The organism is Pseudomonas sp. UF-293 (genome assembly GCF_058245595.1).
Genome location: NZ_JBSICA010000012.1, coordinates 38,144 through 52,589, shown reverse-complemented (window position 1 = coordinate 52,589; position 14,446 = coordinate 38,144). Strand labels below are relative to the sequence as shown.

The following is a 14,446-nucleotide window of genomic DNA, read 5'->3' as shown; positions in this document are numbered from 1 at the left end:
TGCCGCTTGTAACTCGAAGCTTAAAAGTACCCCTGACGTTTTTTGTCTTCCATCGAGCCTGCGCCATCGTGGTCGATGACCCGGCCCTGGCGCTCGGAAGTTCGCGTCAGGAGCATTTCCTGAATGATGTCCGTCAGGCTTTCGGCCTCGGACTCCACCGCGCCCGTCAACGGGTAGCAGCCAAGGGTGCGGAACCGCACTTTCTTTTTCACGATGCGCGCTTTGTCTTCGTCGGACAGGTGCTCGAGGATGCGCTCGTCGTCGATCATGATCAGCGTGCCGTTCTTCTCGATCACTTCGCGTTCGGCGGCAAAGTACAGCGGCACGATCGGGATGCCTTCGAGGTAGATGTACTGCCAGATGTCCAGCTCGGTCCAGTTCGATAGAGGGAATACACGGATGGATTCGCCCTTGTTGACCTTGCCGTTGTAGACGTTCCACAGTTCGGGACGCTGGTTTTTCGGGTCCCAGCGGTGCTTGCTGTCGCGGAACGAGTACACGCGCTCTTTGGCGCGGGATTTCTCTTCATCGCGACGGGCGCCGCCGAATGCTGCATCGAAACCGTGTTTGTCGAGTGCCTGTTTCAGGCCTTCGGTTTTCATGATGTCGGTGTGCTTGGCGCTGCCGTGGGTGAACGGGTTGATGTTCTGCGCCACGCCATCGGGGTTGATGTGGGTGATGAGGTCCAGGCCCAGTTCTTCGACCATCTTGTCGCGGAACTTGTACATCTCCTGGAATTTCCAGCGGGTGTCGACGTGCATCACCGGAAACGGCAGTTTGCCCGGGAAGAACGCCTTGCGTGCCAGGTGCAGCATCACGGCGGAGTCTTTACCGATGGAGTACAGCATCACCGGGTTATCGAACTCGGCGGCCACCTCGCGGATGATGTGGATGCTTTCCGCCTCCAGCTGTTTCAGATGCGTCAGTTTGTCGACCATGGCTACTCACGAAAGCTTTCTTATGAACGGCCAGCGGGCCGTGTTCGAGCGAGGAATCCTAGCACAGCGACCTCTTCTAATCAGGACGCCAACTAGATCGAAAGGGTATATGAATATGCCTGCTCGTTTGGGCTGAAACGCGACTACTGTGGGAGGGGGCTTGCTCCCGAATGCGGTGTGTCAGTCAACGCTGATGCTGGTTGACCCACCGCTTTCGGGAGCAAGCCCCCTCCCACATTGGATTAATGGTGAGCTTCAGATCGGGTTGGGGCAATCGATGAACATGTGCTCAAGGGCAAAGCGCTTCGCCAGATACTCACCCAGCGCCTGCACACCATAGCGTTCGGTGGCATGGTGGCCGGCGGCGATGAAGCTGATGTCGTTTTCCCGGGCGCTATGGAAGGTCTGCTCGGAGGCCTCGCCGCTGATGAACAGATCGACACCCGCCGCCACGCCCTGATCGATGTAACCCTGGCCGCCACCGGTGCACCAGCCGACGCGACGGATCATGCCGCTGCCTTCGATCAACAGCGGCTCGCGGCCCATGACTTCCTGCACCTTGCGCGCGAAATCCCGTGCGGTCATCGGCTCATTCAGCGAACCGACCAGCCCGACGACTTTCGGATTGCTCGGGTCCAGCGGCCCTTCGACAGTGATGTCGAGCTGACGCGCCAGTTGCACGTTGTTGCCGACGTCCGAGTGCAGATCCAGCGGCAAGTGGTAAGCAAGCAGACTGATGTCGTGCTTGAGCAAGGTCTTCAAGCGGCGCTGTTTCATGCCGGTGACGCAAGGGTTTTCGCCTTTCCAGAAATAACCGTGGTGGACCAGGATCAGGTCGGCCTCGGCTTCGACGGCGGCGTCCAATAAAGCCTGGCTGGCGGTGACGCCACTGACGATACGCATCACCTGCGGCCGGCCTTCGACCTGCAAACCGTTGGGGCAATAATCGGCAATTTTCGCACTGCCCAGGTAACGGTCGGCTTCTTCGACAAGGGTGCTGAGGGCAACGGCCATGAAAGACTCCTAAATATCCCGTTCAGAGGCACGCGCGGCCTCGTATAATGCGCGACATTATGGGCGGTCTGACCTCGCCTGCAACCTTTCCAGGAACGTGCTTAATGCTCAAGGCGCTGCGTTTTTTTGGCTGGCCGCTGTTGGCCGGTGTGCTTATCGCTCTGTTGATTATTCAGCGTTACCCCGAGTGGGTCGGGCTGCCGAGCCTCGACGTCAATCTGCAACAGGCGCCACAGACAACGGTCGTGCAACAGGGGCCGGTGTCCTATGCGGATGCAGTGGGCATCGCCGCACCGTCGGTGGTCAACCTGTACACCACCAAGGTCATCAACAAACCGGCGCATCCCTTGTTCGAGGATCCGCAGTTCCGCCGCTTCTTTGGTGACAACTCGCCGAAACAGAAGCGCATGGAATCGAGCCTCGGCTCCGGCGTGATCATGAGCCCGGAAGGCTACATCCTTACCAACAACCACGTCACCAGCGGCGCCGACCAGATCGTCGTGGCGTTGAAGGATGGCCGTGAGACCTTGGCCCGAGTGATTGGCAGCGATCCGGAAACCGACCTGGCTGTCCTGAAAATCGACCTGAAAAACCTCCCGGCAATCACCGTCGGCCGGTCCGACAGCATTCGCATCGGCGACGTCGCGCTGGCCATCGGCAACCCGTTCGGCGTCGGCCAGACCGTGACCATGGGCATCATCAGTGCCACCGGCCGCAATCAGCTGGGGCTGAACAACTACGAAGACTTCATCCAGACCGATGCGGCCATCAACCCGGGTAACTCCGGCGGTGCGTTGGTCGATGCCAACGGCAACCTCACCGGCATCAACACGGCGATCTTTTCCAAATCCGGCGGCTCGCAAGGCATCGGTTTTGCCATCCCGGTGAAACTGGCGATGGAGGTGATGAAGTCGATCATCGAGCACGGCCAGGTGATTCGTGGCTGGCTGGGCATCGAAGTGCAACCGCTGACTCAGGAACTGGCGGAGTCGTTTGGCTTGTCCGGGCGTCCGGGGATTGTCGTCGCCGGGATCTTCCGTGACGGCCCGGCGCAGAAAGCCGGCTTGCAACTGGGCGATGTGATCCTGAGTATCGATGGCGAACCGGCCGGCGATGGCCGCCGCTCGATGAACCAGGTGGCGCGGATCAAACCGACCGACAAGGTGACAATCCAGGTCATGCGCAACGGCAAGGAGCTGAAGCTGACCGCTGAAATCGGCCTGCGTCCACCGCCGGCGCCAGTCAAAGAAAAAGAAGAATAAAAATGTTTTCGCGCCAACGGCGCGAATAACAGACATTCTCAACAGGCATGTTATATTGTTTCAATTCTAGCAATTGGAACAACATAACATGTCGTCTCGCAAAAAGGCCTCGCTGCTGGGCCTGACCCTGGGTTTGCTCTGCGATCCCGCCTTCGCCGATGAGCCGCAGCCCATTGAGCTGGAAGCCATCAGCGTCACTTCCGACTACGAATCCCCGACCGGCCCGGTCAGCGGTTATCGCGCGACTCGCTCGGCCAGTGCGACCAAAACCGACACAGCGATCCGCGATATCCCACAAGCCATCAGCGTGGTTCCGGCCAGTGTGCTCTCGGATCTGGGCAGCAGCAGCGTCGAGCGCGCCCTGGATTTTGCCGGCGGCGTGTCGAAGCAGAACAACTTCGGCGGCCTGACCCTGTACGAATACAGCGTGCGCGGCTTCACGACGTCCGAGTTCTACAAGGACGGCTTCAGTGCCAATCGCGGTTATCCGAGCACGCCGGATGCCGCCAACATCGAGCGCATCGAAGTGCTCAAAGGCCCGGCCGCCAGCCTTTACGGCCGGGGAGATCCGGGCGGTACGGTGAACATCGTCACCAAGAAACCACAGCCGGAAGCGTTCACCACTCTGCAAACCAGCGCTGGCAGTTGGGACCGCTATCGCACCGCGCTGGACGTCAACACGCCCCTCGATGAACAGGGCGATGTGCTCTCGCGCATCAACCTCGCCGTAGAAGACAACAACAGCTTTCGCGACCACGTCGACAGCCAGCGGGTCTTCGTTGCGCCTTCGATCAGTTGGCAGTTGAGCCCGGATACATCGCTGCTGGTGGAAAGCGAAATCGTCCGTCACAACTCGACGTTCGATCGTGGCGTCGTGGCGCCGAACAACAAATGGAGCGGCGTATCGCGCTCGACGTTCTTGGGCGAACCCAACGACGGCAACATCGATAACCACAACAACCTGCTCCAGGCCACTCTTGAACACCATCTGAACGACAGCTGGAAACTGCGCTTGGCCAGCCATTACAAGGAAGGCAAGCTCTGGGGCGACGCCTCGGAACAGCGGGCGCTGAACGCCGATGGCCACACGGTGAACCGCCGCTTTCGCGAACGCGACACGAATTGGCACGACAGCATCACCCAACTGGAACTGCGCGGTCTGTTCGATCTCGGGCCGTGGCAGCACGAATTGCTGATCGGCACCGAGTACGAGAACTATCGCAAGGACGAGCGCGTCACCACCATTGCTGGCGGCCCCTACGCCATCGACATCTATAAGCCGCTCTACGGCCAGCCGAAACCCAACGGCGCACGCTCGGGCACCGACTTCTTCGAACACGTCGAAAGCCAGGCGCTGAATCTGCAGGACCAGATCATCTTCACTGACAAGTTGCGCGGCATGCTCGGTGCGCGCTTCGAGCACTTCGATCAGCGCATCGACGATCACAGCCGTAATGCCAGAAGCCAGCAGCGCCACGACGCGCTGACTCAACGCGCCGGCCTGCTCTATCAGATCACGCCAAATACCGGCCTGTTCGCCAACGCCTCGACCTCGTTCAAACCGAACAACGGCCTGGATGCCTCCGGCAAATCCTTCGATCCGGAAGAAGGCGTAGGTTACGAAGTGGGGATCAAGAACGAGCTGTTCGATGAGCGCGTGAGCAGCACCCTCGCCTTCTTCCACATCGACAAGGAAAACGTCCTCGCCCTCGATCCGGGCACCGACACCAGCCGCGCCATGGGCAAGGCGCGCAGTCAGGGTTTCGATTGGCAAGTGAGCGGCCAGGTGACCGACGCGGTGCGGGTCATCGGCGCCTTCGCCTACATCGACGCCGAGGTGACCAAGGGCGACGCGACCATTCCTACCGGCAGCCGCATCCTCGGCGTGGCTAAACGCAGCGGCAGTCTGCTGGGTGTTTATGAATTTCAGGATGGCCGACTGCGCGGTTCAGACGTCGGTGCAGCGTTCACCTACGTCGGGGATCGCTCGGGCGAATCCGGCAGCGACTTCGAATTGCCGGCCTACCAGACCGTCGACTTGCTCGCGCATTACAAGGCCAGCGACAACGTCACGGTCGGCCTGAACCTGAACAACATCTTCGACGAGAAATATTACGAGCGCTCCTACAGCAACTACTGGGTCAACCCCGGCGAGCCGCGCAATTTCACTGTCAGCCTGACACTCAACCTGTAAAAGGACGTCACCATGCACTACGGCAAAACCCTTCTGCTCATCGCTGCGCTGTTCGCAGGCCAAGTGTCGGCCCACGGCCTGTGGACAGAAGAACGACGCGGCAACATCGAAGTGGTCTACGGTCACGGCGCCGAAGACAACGCCTTCAAGGCACAAAAAATCAGCGGTGCCTGGGCTTATGACGCAAGCGGCAAAATGATCCCGGTCAGCGTCGAGCGCCTGGCCGATCATGCCCGGCTGAAACCGTTGAAGCCGCCGGCGTTGATGGCCGTGGCGCTGAACAATGGCATGTGGTCGCAGACGGCGGACAAGAAGTGGATCAACGAAGGCCGCAGCAAAGTACCCGGCGCCATCGAGGCCACGCAGACGTTCAAGTACAGCCTGGCGATCTATCAGCCGGGGGCGAAGTTGCCGAAACTGGAGCAGATCAAACTGCTGATCCTGCCGGAGGTTGATCCACTGACGGTCGGGCCGGGCAAATCGTTACCGGTGCGGGTGCTGCTCGATGGCAAACCGGCCGCAGGAGTGAAGTTGTATGGCGACTATCGCAGCGCGCCGAACACGCTGAGTACCGAGACGGACAAAGATGGCCGTGCGCAGGTATTGGTGAGAAATGAGGGTTTGAATGTGATTGCGGCGCAGGTTGAAGTGCCGGTGAAGGACAGTGTGGATGTGGATAGTCGTGGGTTGTTCAGTTCGCTGACATTCGTTGGCGAGCCGCATCACGACTAAACACAATGAGCAAATGTGGGAGCGAGCCTGCTCGCGAATAGGTACAACATTCAGCACTGGCATTGAATGAAAGACCGCTTTCGCGAGCAGGCTCGCTCCCACAAGTTCAGTGTCGCTTAAAGGGCGCCGAGGCCGTCAATCAGCGCCTGATTCTGCTCCGGCGTACCAATCGAAATCCGCAAGAACTGCGCAATCCGCTCCTGCTTGAAGTGCCGTACGATCACACCCTGCTCACGCAACTTGGCCGCCAGCCCCGCCGCGTCATGCTGCGGGTGGCGAGCGAAAATGAAGTTGGCCGCCGACGGCAGGACTTCAAAGCCCTTGGCCTGCAATTGCGCAACGACCCAATCACGACTCTCGATCACCTGACGACAGGTCTTGTCGAAATACTCGCGATCCTCGAAAGCCGCCGCCGCACCGACAATCGCCAGACGATCCAGTGGATAGGAGTTGAAGCTGTTCTTGATCCGCTCCAGCGCCTCGATCAGATCCGCATGCCCTACCGCCAGACCGACGCGCAGGCCAGCCAGCGAGCGTGACTTGGACAGAGTCTGCGTCACCAGCAGATTCGGATAACGATCGACCAGACTGATCGCCGTCTCGCCGCCAAAGTCGATGTAGGCCTCATCCACCACGACCACCGAATCCGGGCTGGCCTTGAGGATTTGCTCGACGGCTTCCAGCGCCAGCAAGCAACCGGTCGGCGCGTTCGGGTTGGGGAAAATGATCCCGCCATTCGGTTTGGCATAGTCGGCGGGGTTGATCTGGAATTGCGCATCCAGTGGCACCGCATCGAATTCAATGCCGTACAGACCGCAGTAGACCGGATAAAAGCTGTAGCTGATGTCCGGGAACAGCAGCGGCTGATCGTGTTGCAGCAGACCGTGGAAGATGTGCGCGAGCACTTCGTCCGAACCGTTGCCAAGGAACACCTGACTGGTTTGCACGCCGTAGTATTGGGCCACGGCGTTTTTCAGCAGGTCACTGTTCGGGTCCGGGTACAGGCGCAGGTTGTCGTTGAGCTCGGCCTGCATCGCGGCCAGCGCTTTTGGCGACGGGCCGTACGGATTTTCGTTGGTATTGAGCTTGACCAGCTTGGTCAGCTTCGGCTGTTCGCCCGGCACGTAGGGCACCAGATCCTTGACGAACGGGCTCCAGAATTTACTCATCGCTCAGTTCCCCTGCCCTTTCAGAAAGTCTTCGTCTTTGATGCGGTATTCGGCGCTGCGCGCGTGGGCGCTCAGTGATTCGCCACGGGCCAGTACCGATGCAGTTTTGCCCAGCTCGGAAGCGCCGGCCTCGGAGCAGAAGATGATCGACGAGCGCTTCTGGAAGTCGTAGACGCCCAGTGGCGAGGAGAAGCGCGCGGTGCCGGAAGTCGGCAACACGTGGTTCGGGCCCGCACAGTAGTCGCCCAACGCTTCGGAAGTGTGGCGCCCCATGAAGATCGCACCGGCGTGACGAATCTGCGGCAGCCAGGCTTGTGGATCAGCGACCGACAATTCCAGGTGTTCCGGGGCGATGCGGTTGGCGACTTCGATGGCCTGCGCCATGTCGCTCACCTGAATCAGCGCACCACGGCCATTGATCGAAGTTTCGATGATGGTCGCGCGGTCCATGGTCGGCAGCAATTTATCGATGCTCGCGGCCACCTTGTCGAGGAACTCGGCGTCGGGGCTGACCAGAATCGCTTGCGCGTCTTCGTCGTGCTCGGCTTGCGAGAACAGGTCCATGGCGATCCAGTCCGGATCGGTCTGGCCGTCGCAGACCACAAGAATTTCCGAAGGGCCGGCGATCATGTCGATGCCGACCTGGCCGAACACATGGCGCTTGGCCGTGGCCACATAGATATTGCCCGGGCCGACAACCTTGTCGACACGCGGCACGCTTTCGGTGCCGTAAGCCAGGGCGGCAACCGCTTGCGCGCCGCCGATGGTGAACACGCGGTCGACACCGGCGATGCAGGCAGCGGCCAGCACCAGCTCGTTGATTTCACCGCGAGGGGTTGGCACGACCATGACCACTTCGGTCACGCCGGCCACCTTCGCCGGAATCGCGTTCATCAATACCGACGACGGATACGAGGCCTTGCCGCCCGGCACGTAAAGGCCTGCGCGATCCAGTGGCGTGACTTTCTGGCCGAGCACCGTGCCGTCAGCTTCGGTGTAGCTCCAGGAATCCTGCTTCTGTTTTTCGTGATAGCTGCGCACCCGGGCGGCGGCTTTTTCCAGGGCCTCGCGTTGCGGCACCGTGATGCGGGTCAGGGCCAGTTCGAGGCGCTCGCGCGGCAGGATCAGGTCGGCCATCGAGGCGACTTCAAGACCGTCGAACTTCTGGGTGAACTCGACCAGCGCTGCGTCACCACGTTCGCGCACAGCCTTGATGATGTCCAGAACGCGCTGATTGACCGAGTCGTCAGACACACTTTCCCAGCTCAGCAGATGATCCAGATGATGCGCGAAATCCGGGTCAGCAGCGTTGAGTCGGCGAATTGCAGTGGTTGCGGTCATAGCGAGAGCCTCATAGGAATGGCAAATAACTCAGGCGCCCGAAACTAGCATTCGATCCGCTTGGGCACCTGAGAATTCTGGCTATGAGGCGGATAGACGGCGCGGCCTCGGGCCGCGCAGGTAGATCAGCCGCGGTGTCGCGATTCCACTGCGTTGCGCAGGGTGTCGATCAACGCCTGGATTCGGGCGTGCTGCATTTTCATTGAAGCCTTGTTGACGACCAGACGCGAGCTGATCGTGGCGATCAGTTCCTGTGGCTCCAGGCCGTTGGCGCGCAGGGTGTTGCCGGTGTCGACCACGTCGATGATCTTGTCGGCCAGCCCGATCAGCGGCGCCAGTTCCATCGAGCCGTACAGCTTGATGATGTCGACCTGACGGCCCTGCTCGGCGTAATAACGCTTGGCAACGTTGACGAACTTGGTCGCCACGCGCAGACGGCCCTTGGGCTCGGCCGCGCCGATCTTGCCGGCGGTCATCAGCTTGCACTGGGCGATCTGCAGGTCCAGCGGCTCGTACAGACCCTGGCCGCTGTACTCCATCAGCACGTCCTTACCGGCGACGCCGAGGTCGGCCGCGCCATGCTCGACATAGGTCGGCACGTCGGTGGCACGCACGATCAGCAGACGCACGTCGTCCTGGGTCGTGGGAATGATCAGCTTGCGGCTCTTGTCCGGATTCTCGGTCGGCACGATGCCCGCTTCAGCGAGAAGCGGCAGGGTGTCGTCAAGGATGCGGCCCTTGGACAGTGCGATGGTCAACATGGGAAACGTCAGTCCTTATCAAGGTACTCATGCCCGGTCGCAATCGGCGCCGGACACACATCGAGGGTGCGCACACCCTCGACTCGAAACGAATTCAGTGGACACGTCCGTGTGTCCCGATGCAGCGATCAGCCCGGAACGCGACGGATCTTGGCACCCAGCATTTGCAGTTTTTCTTCGATGCACTCGTAACCACGGTCGATGTGGTAGATGCGGTCGATCAGCGTGTCGCCTTCGGCAACCAGCGCCGAAATCACCAGACTGGCCGATGCACGCAGGTCGGTGGCCATGACTGGCGCGCCCTTGAGTTTCTCGATACCGGTGACGATGGCAGTGTTGCCTTCAACCTGGATGTGCGCGCCCATGCGGTGCAGTTCGTACACGTGCATGAAACGGTTTTCGAAGATCGTCTCGATCACCGCTCCAGTGCCTTCGGCAATGGCGTTAAGCGAGATGAACTGGGCCTGCATGTCGGTCGGGAACGCCGGGTACGGCGCAGTGCGCACGTTGACCGCTTTCGGGCGCTTGCCGTGCATGTTCAGCTCGATCCAGTCTTCACCGCAGGTGATTTCCGCACCGGCTTCACGGAGCTTTTCCAGCACCGCTTCGAGGATGGTCGGATCGGTGTCCTTGACCTTGACGCGACCACCGGTCACGGCAGCGGCGACCAGGTAGGTGCCGGTTTCGATACGGTCAGGCATGACTTTGTAGAAAGCCGAACCCAGGCGCTCGACGCCATCGATGGTGATGGTGTCGGTGCCGGCGCCGGAAACCTTGGCGCCCATGGCATTGAGGAAGTTCGCCAGGTCGACTACTTCAGGCTCGCGCGCGGCGTTCTGCAACACGCTGCGGCCCTTGGCCAGAGCAGCGGCCATCATGATGTTTTCGGTACCGGTCACGCTGACGGTGTCGAAGAAGAAGTGCGCGCCGCGCAGGCCGCCTTCAGGCGCCTTGGCCTTGATGTAGCCGCCTTCGACGTCGATGACCGCGCCCATGGCTTCCAGACCGCGAATGTGCAGGTCGACCGGACGCGAACCGATGGCGCAACCGCCAGGCAGTGCCACTTCGGCTTCACCGAAACGCGCGACCATCGGGCCCAGTACCAGAATCGACGCACGCATGGTTTTCACCAGTTCGTACGGGGCGATCAGGGTCTTGATGGTGCGCGGGTCGATTTCGACGCTGAGCTTCTCGTCGATCACCGGCTCGATGCCCATGCGCCCGAACAGCTCGATCATGGTGGTGATGTCGTGCAGGTGCGGCAGGTTACCGACGGTGACCGGGCCATCGCACAGCAAGGTCGCAGCCAGAATCGGCAGGGCGGAGTTCTTCGCGCCGGAAATGCGGATCTCGCCATCAAGACGAGCGCCACCGGTAATAATCAATTTATCCATTAGTATCTCGACGCCTTAGGGCTCAGGTGCGCTCGGCCCAGGCCGCGCGGCTGAAAAATTTCATAGTGACCGCATGGATGCTGCCATCGGTGATCCATGGGTTCAAATGGGCATAGACCTGCTGCTGACGCTTCACCGGGCTCAACGCCGCCAGTTCATCGCTGATCACGTTCAGCTGGAAGTTGCAGCCTTCGCCTTCAACTTCTACCAGCGTTCCTGGCAGCTTTCCTTCTAGGAAGCTCTTCACTTCTACGGCCTGCATGCTCAACCTCAATCGGCGCCCTGTGCGCACGGGTCGGACATCATACAAAAAAGCCCCGCGCCTGCGAACCCCGCAACGCAGGACTCTGACGGGGGGCTTCTTTATAGATGCGGGTTCAGGGGTGCGCCAGCAGCTCGGTCAACTCGCTGACCTGAGCAATTTCGCGCATGTCTTCGGGCATCGCGCGGATGCTGACAGCCTTGCCGGCCGCCTGCGCATCACGCATGAAGCACAGCAGCAACGACAGGCCGACGCTGCTGGACTTCTGCACCGCCGAACAATCGATGACCAGCGCCGATGCCTTGCTCGACTTGATCAGCGCCTGCCCTTCCTTGCGCAGGCCAGGCCCGGTGCGGTAATCCAGCACGCCGCTGAGCACCAGCTCGTCGACATCACTCATACGAACTGCCGCCTCACTCATTGCGCTGGCTTCGCGGCGGCTTTGTCGGTTTCCTGCTTGGCCTTGGCCACTTCACCGGCCCAGCCATCGATGGTCTTGTCCAGATCGTTGCCATTGCGTTGCATGGCGTCGGCGAACTGGTCACGGAACAGCTTGCCGATATTGATGCCGTTGATGATCACGTTGCGCAGTTTCCACTCGCCGCTGATCTTCTCAAGCGTGTATTGCACCGGATAGATCGCGCCGTTGCTGCCCTTGACGGTCATGTTGACGCTGGTGCGGTCGCCCGATTCGTCTTTGGCCGGGTCAACGGTAATACCCTGGTTGTTGTATTCCAGCAAAGCGTTGCCGTAGAACTGGAACAGGCCGCGCTTGAAGTTTTCCTGAAAGCGTTGCATCTGCTCAGGCGTAGCCTTGCGCGAATACTTCACGGTCATGATGCTTTTCGAGATGCCCTCGGCATCTACCACCGGACCAACGATGCTGTTCAGCGCCGCATAGAAATCCTGCGGATCCTGCTTGTACTTCTCTTTGTTGGCCTGCAAATCGGCAAGCATCCGGTTCGTGGTGTCCTGAATCAGGTCATGAGCCGATTGCCCCGGTGCAGCGTTAGCCATCAACGGCAGGGCCGCGAGCAACACCAACAGGCCACGTCGCAAGATAGAGATCATTCAAAAGCTCCTCATTTGGCGTCTTTGCTAACGGTATTGAGCAGGAATTTACCGATCAGGTCTTCCAGTACCAGTGACGACTGCGTGTCGTGGATGGTTCCACCGTCTTTCAACTGGGTGTCCTCGCCGCCGACGCTGATACCGATGTACTTCTCGCCCAGCAGACCCGCGGTGAGGATAGACGCTGTGGAATCGACCGGCAGGTTGTCGACCTTTTTATCCACTTGCAGCGTGACCCGACCGGTGAAGCTGTCGCGATCCAGATCGATAGCGGTGACCTTGCCGATGGTCACACCGGCCATGGTCACTTTGGCTCTGACCGTCAAACCGGCGATATTGTCGAAATACGCATACAACTTGTAAGTGTCGGTGGACGAAGTCGGAGACAGGCCGCTGACGCGCAAGGCGAGCAGCAGCAAAGCCAGGATCCCTGCCAGCAGGAACAGGCCGACACCGATTTCCAGGGTGCGGTTTTGCATCAGAAATCTCCAAACATCAAAGCGGTCAGAATAAAGTCCAGGCCGAGCACTGCCAGCGAGGCAAACACCACGGTCTTGGTGGTGGCGCGACTGATTCCCTCGGAAGTGGGTTCACAGTCATAGCCTTGGAATACGGCGATCCAGGTCACGACAAAGGCGAAAACGACACTTTTGATCACGCCATTGAGCACGTCGCTGGTGAAGGTCACGCTGTTCTGCATGTTCGCCCAGTAGGAGCCTTCGTAGACGCCCAGCCAATCGACCGCGACCCACGAACCGCCCCAGATGCCGACGACGCTGAAGATCATCGCCAGCACCGGCAGGGAAATGAAGCCGGCCCACAGGCGCGGGGCGATGATGTACTTGAGCGGATCGACACCGATCATTTCCAGGCTGGACAGCTGCTCGGTGGATTTCATGTTGCCGATCTCGGCGGTCAGCGCCGAACCGGCGCGACCGGCAAACAGCAACGCGGTGACCACCGGCCCCAGTTCACGCAGCAGCGTCAGGGCGACCATCTGCCCCACCGCCTGCTCTGAACCATAGCTGGAAAGAATGCTGAAGCCCTGCAGCGCGAGCACCATGCCGATGAAAATGCCGGAGACCACGATGATCACCAGCGACATGACGCCGACCGAATGCAGTTGTTTGATCAACAGGCCGAAACCACCGCTGATACCGCCACGGCCCAGCAGGGCGTGAAACAGGAACAGGGTCGCTCGACCAAACACCGCGACCGCGTCGATCGCCGATTCGCCGAACCGACGCACGCGTTCCATCAATGAAATTCTGCGCATCAGCGCTTCCCCAGAAGATCTGCGCGGTAATCCGTCGCTGGAAAGTGATACGGCACCGGGCCATCGGGATCGCCGGTCATGAACTGGCGGATACGCGGTTCATCCGAATTCATCAGTTCGTCCGGCGTGCCCTGCCCCAGCACCTGACCATCGCCCACTACATAGATGTAGTCGGCAATGCTCGCGGTTTCCGCCAGGTCATGGGAGACCACGATACTGGTGATTCCCAGTGCATCGTTGAGCAGGCGGATCAGGCGTACCAGCACGCCCATGGCGATCGGGTCCTGGCCCACGAAGGGCTCGTCGTACATGAGAATCTGCGGATCGAGGGCAATCGCCCGGGCCAGCGCAACGCGGCGCTTCATGCCACCGGACAGTTCGTCCGGCATCAGTTCGATGGCGCCACGCAGCCCCACCGCCTGCAATTTGAGCAGGACGATGTCGCGGATCATGTCTTCCGGCAGTTGGGTGTGCACCCGCAGCGGAAAGGCTACGTTCTCGAACACATCGAGGTCGGTGAACAGCGCACCGCTCTGAAACAGCACGCCCATGTGCTTGCGCGCATCGAACAGATCACTGCGCGACAGCGTCGGCAGGTTCTGCCCGTTGACCCAGACTTCGCCGCCGGACGGCCGCAACTGCGCGCCCATCAGGCGCAGCAGCGTGGTCTTGCCGCACCCGGAAGGCCCCATGATGCCGGTGACCTTGCCGCGCGGGATGCGGATATCGACGTTATTGAAAATGCTCCGCGCACCGCGCTTGAAGGAGACTCCCTTCAGCTCGACCGCGTAGGCGTTATCGGCACTCATCTAAACTCCTTGCGATGCAGCCTCTCACTGGGATGCCAGACTTTCCTCGGAAACACCTGCATCCCGGGCAGGCCGAACTGGCGGCGAACTATATCACTGCAAAGGCTGAGCGCCCAAGCGAGAACCCGGCCAAGATCGCCGACTGAAGAGGGTCTGAGCGAGTTTCAGAGGGTTTTGGTAACCAGTAATGACAAAGCACGTCGAACTTGCGTGAGGCTTTGCC

15 protein-coding genes are annotated in these 14,446 nt (G+C 60.3%); 3 read left to right on the top strand and 12 right to left on the bottom strand.

All coding sequences use genetic code 11. The features are described from left to right. Positions 1-20: 20 nt before the first annotated feature. Complete coding sequence (gene cysD, locus AC4IHP_RS15235) at positions 21-938, bottom strand: sulfate adenylyltransferase subunit CysD (RefSeq protein ID WP_007912374.1); 918 nt, start codon at positions 936-938, stop codon at positions 21-23. Between the two features lie 255 nt (positions 939-1,193). Further along, complete coding sequence (locus tag AC4IHP_RS15230; RefSeq protein WP_490832067.1) at positions 1,194-1,952, bottom strand: Nif3-like dinuclear metal center hexameric protein; 759 nt, start codon at positions 1,950-1,952, stop codon at positions 1,194-1,196. 104 nt (positions 1,953-2,056) lie between these two features. On the opposite strand from AC4IHP_RS15230, the gene algW reads away from it, so the two are divergent. From algW to AC4IHP_RS15215, 3 genes are all read left to right on the top strand, one after another. Beyond that, positions 2,057-3,214 (top strand): Do family serine endopeptidase AlgW, encoded by a 1,158-nt coding sequence (gene algW / locus AC4IHP_RS15225; protein ID WP_490832066.1) that lies wholly within the window; start codon positions 2,057-2,059, stop codon positions 3,212-3,214. 88 nt (positions 3,215-3,302) lie between these two features. After that, a complete protein-coding gene (locus tag AC4IHP_RS15220) occupies positions 3,303-5,408 on the top strand; it encodes a TonB-dependent siderophore receptor (RefSeq protein WP_490832065.1) in 2,106 nt (701 codons plus the stop codon). Positions 5,409-5,420: 12 nt separating this feature from the next. Beyond that, on the top strand, positions 5,421-6,140 hold the full coding sequence (locus AC4IHP_RS15215) for a DUF4198 domain-containing protein (RefSeq protein ID WP_490832064.1): 720 nt from the start codon (positions 5,421-5,423) through the stop codon (positions 6,138-6,140). A gap of 116 nt (positions 6,141-6,256) precedes the next feature. Here AC4IHP_RS15215 and hisC read toward each other — a convergent pair whose 3' ends face one another. The 10 genes from hisC to AC4IHP_RS15165 all read right to left on the bottom strand — a co-directional run bounded on the left by hisC (position 6,257) and on the right by AC4IHP_RS15165 (position 14,223). Next, positions 6,257-7,309 carry a histidinol-phosphate transaminase gene (gene hisC, locus AC4IHP_RS15210; RefSeq protein WP_460124029.1) on the bottom strand — a complete coding sequence of 351 codons (1,053 nt, stop codon included), beginning with the start codon at positions 7,307-7,309 and terminating at the stop codon, positions 6,257-6,259. 3 nt (positions 7,310-7,312) lie between these two features. Beyond that, positions 7,313-8,650 (bottom strand): histidinol dehydrogenase, encoded by a 1,338-nt coding sequence (gene hisD, locus AC4IHP_RS15205; protein ID WP_460124026.1) that lies wholly within the window; start codon positions 8,648-8,650, stop codon positions 7,313-7,315. A gap of 125 nt (positions 8,651-8,775) precedes the next feature. Next, positions 8,776-9,411, bottom strand: a complete 636-nt coding sequence (gene hisG / locus AC4IHP_RS15200; RefSeq protein ID WP_016771668.1) for an ATP phosphoribosyltransferase — start codon at positions 9,409-9,411, stop codon at positions 8,776-8,778. A gap of 128 nt (positions 9,412-9,539) precedes the next feature. Continuing rightward, on the bottom strand, positions 9,540-10,805 hold the full coding sequence (gene murA / locus AC4IHP_RS15195) for a UDP-N-acetylglucosamine 1-carboxyvinyltransferase (protein ID WP_016771669.1): 1,266 nt from the start codon (positions 10,803-10,805) through the stop codon (positions 9,540-9,542). 22 nt (positions 10,806-10,827) lie between these two features. Beyond that, on the bottom strand, positions 10,828-11,067 hold the full coding sequence (locus AC4IHP_RS15190) for a BolA family protein (RefSeq protein ID WP_016771670.1): 240 nt from the start codon (positions 11,065-11,067) through the stop codon (positions 10,828-10,830). 115 nt (positions 11,068-11,182) lie between these two features. Then, positions 11,183-11,488 carry an STAS domain-containing protein gene (locus AC4IHP_RS15185; protein WP_490832063.1) on the bottom strand — a complete coding sequence of 102 codons (306 nt, stop codon included), beginning with the start codon at positions 11,486-11,488 and terminating at the stop codon, positions 11,183-11,185. Then, positions 11,485-12,138: an MlaC/ttg2D family ABC transporter substrate-binding protein gene (locus AC4IHP_RS15180; protein ID WP_076565863.1), complete on the bottom strand. Its 654-nt coding sequence runs from the start codon at positions 12,136-12,138 to the stop codon at positions 11,485-11,487. The genes AC4IHP_RS15185 and AC4IHP_RS15180 overlap by 4 nt, the downstream gene beginning before the upstream one ends. A gap of 11 nt (positions 12,139-12,149) precedes the next feature. Beyond that, the gene (gene mlaD, locus AC4IHP_RS15175; RefSeq protein ID WP_016771673.1) at positions 12,150-12,617 is read right to left on the bottom strand and encodes an outer membrane lipid asymmetry maintenance protein MlaD; all 468 of its coding nucleotides are present in this window, start codon (positions 12,615-12,617) and stop codon (positions 12,150-12,152) included. Beyond that, positions 12,617-13,414 carry a lipid asymmetry maintenance ABC transporter permease subunit MlaE gene (mlaE, locus tag AC4IHP_RS15170; protein ID WP_039759366.1) on the bottom strand — a complete coding sequence of 266 codons (798 nt, stop codon included), beginning with the start codon at positions 13,412-13,414 and terminating at the stop codon, positions 12,617-12,619. Before mlaE ends, mlaD begins: the two co-directional genes overlap by 1 nt. After that, positions 13,414-14,223 (bottom strand): ATP-binding cassette domain-containing protein, encoded by an 810-nt coding sequence (locus AC4IHP_RS15165; RefSeq protein WP_122508228.1) that lies wholly within the window; start codon positions 14,221-14,223, stop codon positions 13,414-13,416. The genes mlaE and AC4IHP_RS15165 overlap by 1 nt, the downstream gene beginning before the upstream one ends. Between the last annotated feature and the right edge of the window lie 223 nt (positions 14,224-14,446).

What these genes read in the sequence shown, in the direction of transcription:
- AC4IHP_RS15190 (WP_016771670.1), bottom strand. Translation starts at nt 11,067, where the DNA reads ATGCAGGCCGTAGAAGTGAAGAGCTTCCTAGAAGGAAAGCTGCCAGGA.
- AC4IHP_RS15180 (WP_076565863.1), bottom strand. Translation starts at nt 12,138, where the DNA reads ATGATCTCTATCTTGCGACGTGGCCTGTTGGTGTTGCTCGCGGCCCTG.
- AC4IHP_RS15215 (WP_490832064.1), top strand. Translation starts at nt 5,421, where the DNA reads ATGCACTACGGCAAAACCCTTCTGCTCATCGCTGCGCTGTTCGCAGGC.
- murA (WP_016771669.1), bottom strand. Translation starts at nt 10,805, where the DNA reads ATGGATAAATTGATTATTACCGGTGGCGCTCGTCTTGATGGCGAGATC.
- cysD (WP_007912374.1), bottom strand. Translation starts at nt 938, where the DNA reads ATGGTCGACAAACTGACGCATCTGAAACAGCTGGAGGCGGAAAGCATC.
- hisD (WP_460124026.1), bottom strand. Translation starts at nt 8,650, where the DNA reads ATGACCGCAACCACTGCAATTCGCCGACTCAACGCTGCTGACCCGGAT.
- AC4IHP_RS15185 (WP_490832063.1), bottom strand. Translation starts at nt 11,488, where the DNA reads ATGAGTGAGGCGGCAGTTCGTATGAGTGATGTCGACGAGCTGGTGCTC.
- AC4IHP_RS15220 (WP_490832065.1), top strand. Translation starts at nt 3,303, where the DNA reads ATGTCGTCTCGCAAAAAGGCCTCGCTGCTGGGCCTGACCCTGGGTTTG.
- AC4IHP_RS15165 (WP_122508228.1), bottom strand. Translation starts at nt 14,223, where the DNA reads ATGAGTGCCGATAACGCCTACGCGGTCGAGCTGAAGGGAGTCTCCTTC.
- mlaE (WP_039759366.1), bottom strand. Translation starts at nt 13,414, where the DNA reads ATGCGCAGAATTTCATTGATGGAACGCGTGCGTCGGTTCGGCGAATCG.
- hisC (WP_460124029.1), bottom strand. Translation starts at nt 7,309, where the DNA reads ATGAGTAAATTCTGGAGCCCGTTCGTCAAGGATCTGGTGCCCTACGTG.
- hisG (WP_016771668.1), bottom strand. Translation starts at nt 9,411, where the DNA reads ATGTTGACCATCGCACTGTCCAAGGGCCGCATCCTTGACGACACCCTG.
- mlaD (WP_016771673.1), bottom strand. Translation starts at nt 12,617, where the DNA reads ATGCAAAACCGCACCCTGGAAATCGGTGTCGGCCTGTTCCTGCTGGCA.
- algW (WP_490832066.1), top strand. Translation starts at nt 2,057, where the DNA reads ATGCTCAAGGCGCTGCGTTTTTTTGGCTGGCCGCTGTTGGCCGGTGTG.
- AC4IHP_RS15230 (WP_490832067.1), bottom strand. Translation starts at nt 1,952, where the DNA reads ATGGCCGTTGCCCTCAGCACCCTTGTCGAAGAAGCCGACCGTTACCTG.